Source organism: Bradyrhizobium sp. (assembly GCF_017881085.1).
Classification (GTDB): domain Bacteria; phylum Pseudomonadota; class Alphaproteobacteria; order Rhizobiales; family Xanthobacteraceae; genus Bradyrhizobium.
In genome coordinates this window covers 1-4,579 of record NZ_JADGRI010000379.1, presented here as the reverse complement: position 1 = coordinate 4,579, position 4,579 = coordinate 1, and the positions used below count along the sequence as shown (strand labels likewise).

General features: G+C 65.0%; 6 protein-coding genes and 1 pseudogene. 3 read left to right on the top strand and 4 right to left on the bottom strand.

Features of this window, described 5'->3' with window-relative positions:
- The coding region (locus QZ213_RS24920) for an aldo/keto reductase (RefSeq protein WP_291688735.1) at positions 1-161 on the top strand (161 nt) is incomplete at its 5' end.
- A 147-nt stretch (positions 162-308) separates the two neighbouring features.
- Here the strand turns inward: QZ213_RS24920 and QZ213_RS24915 are convergent.
- The 4 genes from QZ213_RS24915 to QZ213_RS24900 all read right to left on the bottom strand — a co-directional run bounded on the left by QZ213_RS24915 (position 309) and on the right by QZ213_RS24900 (position 4,004).
- Positions 309-653 carry a DUF559 domain-containing protein gene (locus QZ213_RS24915; RefSeq protein ID WP_291688734.1) on the bottom strand — a complete coding sequence of 115 codons (345 nt, stop codon included), beginning with the start codon at positions 651-653 and terminating at the stop codon, positions 309-311.
- Between the two features lie 88 nt (positions 654-741).
- The gene (locus QZ213_RS24910; protein ID WP_291688733.1) at positions 742-1,080 is read right to left on the bottom strand and encodes an antibiotic biosynthesis monooxygenase; all 339 of its coding nucleotides are present in this window, start codon (positions 1,078-1,080) and stop codon (positions 742-744) included.
- A gap of 129 nt (positions 1,081-1,209) precedes the next feature.
- On the bottom strand, positions 1,210-2,433 hold the full coding sequence (locus QZ213_RS24905) for a DUF1501 domain-containing protein (protein WP_291688732.1): 1,224 nt from the start codon (positions 2,431-2,433) through the stop codon (positions 1,210-1,212).
- Positions 2,430-4,004: a DUF1800 family protein gene (locus tag QZ213_RS24900; RefSeq protein ID WP_291688731.1), complete on the bottom strand. Its 1,575-nt coding sequence runs from the start codon at positions 4,002-4,004 to the stop codon at positions 2,430-2,432. Before QZ213_RS24900 ends, QZ213_RS24905 begins: the two co-directional genes overlap by 4 nt.
- A 115-nt stretch (positions 4,005-4,119) precedes the next feature.
- Between QZ213_RS24900 and QZ213_RS24895 the strand changes: the two genes are divergently transcribed.
- Positions 4,120-4,317 carry a cysteine-rich CWC family protein gene (locus QZ213_RS24895; RefSeq protein WP_291688730.1) on the top strand — a complete coding sequence of 66 codons (198 nt, stop codon included), beginning with the start codon at positions 4,120-4,122 and terminating at the stop codon, positions 4,315-4,317.
- A gap of 21 nt (positions 4,318-4,338) precedes the next feature.
- Positions 4,339-4,579, top strand: a pseudogene (locus QZ213_RS24890) (hypothetical protein); the annotation flags it as partial.

The window sequence follows — 4,579 nt, the reverse complement described above, 5'->3', positions numbered from 1 at the left end:
TGCTCGAACTCGCCTTCTCATGGCTGGCGGCGCGGCCTCAGGTGTCGAGCGTGATCGCCGGCGCCACCCGTGTCGAGCAGGTCGAGCAGAACGTGAAGGCAATCGGCTGGGCGCTGAGCGCGGAAGATCTCGCGGAGATCGACAAGATCACGAAGGGATGAGGCGCTCTTCTCCCTCTCCCCGCTCTTCGCGGGGAGAGGGTCGGGGTGAGGGGCTCTTACGGCAAGTTCAGAGCATGATGGTGAGCGCAGTACCCCCTCACCCGCCGCGCAAGAGCGCGGCGACCTCTCTCCGCAAGCGGGGAGAGGTTAAGAAAGCAGCTCGGTCTGAATGGTAGTCAAAACGCCATCTATATTGCCAAGAACTTCGTTGTTCCAGAATCGAAGCACCTTGTGACCGTCCTCAGCCAACCGGCGATCTCGTATCAAGTCTGCGGCAGATTCACTGTGCTGCCCACCGTCCACTTCAACAATTAGACGCCTTTCGCGGCAAACAAAATCACAGACGTACCCGCCGATGGGCTCCTGCCTTACAAATTTATGGCCGTCGATCTGGCGGTTGCGAATGCGATTCCAGAGAACTGTTTCCGCATCTGTTTGATGGACGCGCAACTTTCTCGCGATTCGGATCATCTTCCGATTTGGCCCGCGCATCGCCTTGCCCCTCACCCGGAGGCGCCGCTGCGCGCCGCCTCCGACCTCTCCCCGCAAAGGGCGGGGAGAGGTTAAGAAAGAAACATCTCTAACCAGCCGCCGCGCTCGCCTCGGACCGCGCCACCGTCTGGCAAACCTCAAAGCCCTCGAATTGCGGAGGTCCGAGATAGAGCGGCTTGTTGTCGCCGGCCTTCTGATGGGCGGCCCGGAACGCGTCCGATTTGGTCCACGCTTCGAACGCGGCCTTGTCTTCCCAGATCGTGTGCGACGCATAGAGCGTGTGATCCTCGGCCTCCGGTCCCTTGAGCAGGTGAAATTCGACAAAACCCGGCACCTTGCCGAGATGGCTGTCGCGCGACGCCCAGACGTGTTCGAACGCGGCTTCGGAGCCCTTGGCGACGCGAAAACGATTCATGGCGATGAACATGGCTCGATCTCCAGTTACCGACGGGGTTCGGTCATTACCGACATGTTTTTGTTCGATGCCGACCCGCCGACTGCGCACAATCCGACAATTCCGCTGCGTCCGCAGCGGAAGACAGAAGCACAGCAAGACTCACGCCACCAGCCCCTGCATCGGCTTCACCGGCGCGCTGTCGGGAAACACCGTTTCCGCCAGCACGCGCTCGCCAAGGCCGAGATGATCGCGCAGCACGCCCTTGATCACGGCGCGCAGGTCGGTGGTCGGCGCGAGGTCGCGGGCCTCATAGAGATTGGCCGGCTTCAGCCCGGGCCAATCACAGATGACCCTTCCGCCTTTCACCGCGCCGCCGGCCAGCAGCGCGATGGTGCCGGTGCCGTGATCGGTACCCTCCGTGCCGTTGATGCGCGCGGTGCGGCCGAACTCGGTCGCGACGACCACGACGGTGTCGCGCCAGCGCTCGCCCAATCCGCTTTCGAATTCCGCGAGCGCGCCGTCGAGGCCGGACAGCAACTGCGCCAGCCGCCCCACCGGGCCGCCTTCATTGGCGTGGGTATCCCAGCCATCGAAGGCGAGCGCCGCGATCCGCGGGCCGTCATCGGCCGCCATCAGCTTGGCGGCGCCGCGCGCCACGAGCCGCATCGCGCCGATCGCGTTGGTGCCGGGCTTCGGCTTCATGTCGTCGCCCTGCGCGGTCTTGTCGAGCTGCAACCCCTGCGACAACGCCGTCGCCAGCGCCGGATCGCGGTGCCGGTAAAGCTCGACCAGCCGCATCGCGGTATCGTCATCGGCCTGCGGCACCGCCACCGGCGCCCAGCCGAAGGTCGGCGCCGCGCCGCGCAGCACCAGCGGCGTGGTCGGACCGACGGCGAGCGCGCCCGTCACGCGCTCGCCGCGCGGCAATCCTTCCAGCGCGCGATTGAGCCAGCCCGACTGCACCCGCCCCGGACCCGCAAAACCGCTTTCGAGCACGTCCTGACCGTCGAAATGCGAGCGGTCGCGATACGGCGTCGACACGGCGTGGATCACGGCGGCATGTTTCTCCTTATACATCCGCGCGAACTCCGGCATCGACGGATGCAGCGCGAAGAAGGAGTCCAGCATGGTCGCCGCATGCGGGCCATCGGGGGTCAGTGCGATCGAACCATGCAGGCCGGCGTAATCGGGATCGCCTGTTGGGGCGACGGTGGCTAGCCCGTCGAGCGCGCCGCGCAGGATCACGACGATCAGCCGCGGGTCGCGGCGATCGGCAGCGCGCGCGAATTTCGGCAAGTACGCCCAGGCGGCGAACGAGGCGCCGCCGAGCAGCAGAGCGCGCCGTGATGTGATCAGCCGGCCTTCACAGCAATCCATCGTCATCTCCTCTGGAATTCCGGCGACATGAACAATAGCGCCAGCGCCTGCTGCCGCGATTCCGCGCGCTCGATGGCCTGCCGTGTTTCCGGCGATGCCGCATCCGCCGCGGCGAGCTCCAGCAGATCGCGGGGATCGATATTGTTGCCGAGACGCGAAGCGATCTGCGCCGAGATATCGAGCCGCAGCTTCATCCCCTCGGGCGCGGCCCATGCCGCGTTGGTGTCGGGAAATCCGTTCGGCCCGGCCGGCGTCCATAGCGGCTGGCCGAGCTGATTGAGGCCACCGAGATAGAGGCCGGGATCCTCGGGAATTCGTGCCAGCAACCGGCCGGTCGCCACCAGGAATTCGTAAGGCGACCGAACCTTTGTCAACGGCGCCTGCCAGGCCTCGTCGGAATCAACCAGCGCCAGGGTCATCGCCTTGAGGTCGCCGTCGGACTTGCGGAACACGTCCTGCAGCCGCGCCACCAAAGCGGGCGGCGGATCGTCGGCGACGAAGTGACGGACGAATTTGGTCGCAATGAATTTCGCGGTGGAAGGATGGCGCGCGATATCGGCGAGCGCCGCTTCGCCCTGCGCGACGCCGTCGTTCTCGTAGGTCTTGCCGAGCAGCTGCTGCGGGCCGGGCTGATGCGCATTGGCGTTGAAGGCAAAATTGCCGGGCGCGCCGAGCTGTCCCTGCCGACCGGCAAAGGTCCAGCCGGTGATGATGCGCGCCAGCGAGGTTACGTCTTGCTGGGAGTAGCCGCCGCCGACCCCGAGCGTATGCAGCTCCATGATTTCGCGCGCCAGATTTTCGTTGAGGCCGCGCTTGCGGTTCTGCCCGGCGCGGGAGTCCGGGCCGAGCGATTGCTGGTTGTCGAGGAAGAACAGCATCGCCGGATGCTGCTCGACCGCCTTCAGCATGTCGCCGAAGCGCCCCAGCACGTGCGGGCGGATCGCCTCGCGCTCGAACGAGCCCGCCCACATCCGCGCCAGTTCGCCTTTGTTGGCGGAGATGCAGAAATGATTGGACCAGAACGCCACCAGTCGCTCGGTTATTCCGCAGTCGGCGATGACCGCGCGCTGCAGCCGCGCCAGTGCCTCGGCGCGGTAGGTTTTCTGGATCACGTTGAGCGGTTGCTGCGGCTGTTTTGGCGCGTTGGGCTGCGCGACATTGGGCTGCATCGTCTCGGTCGCGGCCATCGTCGCGTTGCCGTTTTCCGGCGGCTTCGTCGCCGGATCTTTTCCCGACATTTCCATCGCGACGCTGTTGAGCGAAAGGTTTCGCCGCGGCGCCTTGGAATCCGATAGTGCCGGCGCTGGATTGGCTTCGGAGGCCGGCGCACCCGTTTTCTCGACCGCCTCGCGCGCGGCCTTGACCTCCGCCTGATAGGCAAACACCGCCTCGGCCAGCGCCGGGGTCGACTGCAATCCCGGCATCTCCAGCAACACGCCGTTGCGGCGGTTCAGTTCGGCTTTGACAAAGCCGCGCGGATCGGATGCCGCGTTGACCAGATCGCCCGACGCGCCGCCGCGCGCGCCAAATCCGAAGCGATTGAGCGCGACAAGCGCGGTTTGCGAATCGCGGGCCATCGGATTTCCCTTGGGTGATCCCTAAGCGTATATTGGGGCGCACTATACCGCGGTTCGGCATGAACCGGACATGAAGACCCCAAGGCATGATTCAAGGCACGATTCGGTTGGATTGATGACAAATAAGTTAGAAGTTCCAGCCTCCCGCCGGCTCAGCTGTTCCCGATGCGGAACGGACTTCACCTGCAGCCTGGCGGGACCGTGCTGGTGTGCCGAGGAAACCGCGCGGCTGCCGATGCCGCTCGACGGCGAGGATTGCCTGTGCCGGGATTGTTTGCGCAAGGCGGCGGCAAACGTTCACGTCGTCGAATAAGCAACGCAGTGTTTCCGCGTCATGGCCGGACTGCCCCCGGCCATCCACGTCTTCAGCGCAAACCGCTCTCCGCTGCTCGTGGCAGAGCTCGCCATTTCCTTGATCTGCAGCAAGACACGACCGCTCGTTACCGTGTTTCATGATCGCCGGAAGGAGATCAGCACGATGAGCACATTGACAAAACTGGCGCTCGGCGCGATGGGGCGATTGCGTCCCAAGCCGGCGAAAGGCGATGCCGTTCCCAAGATCGTGTTGCCGGCGC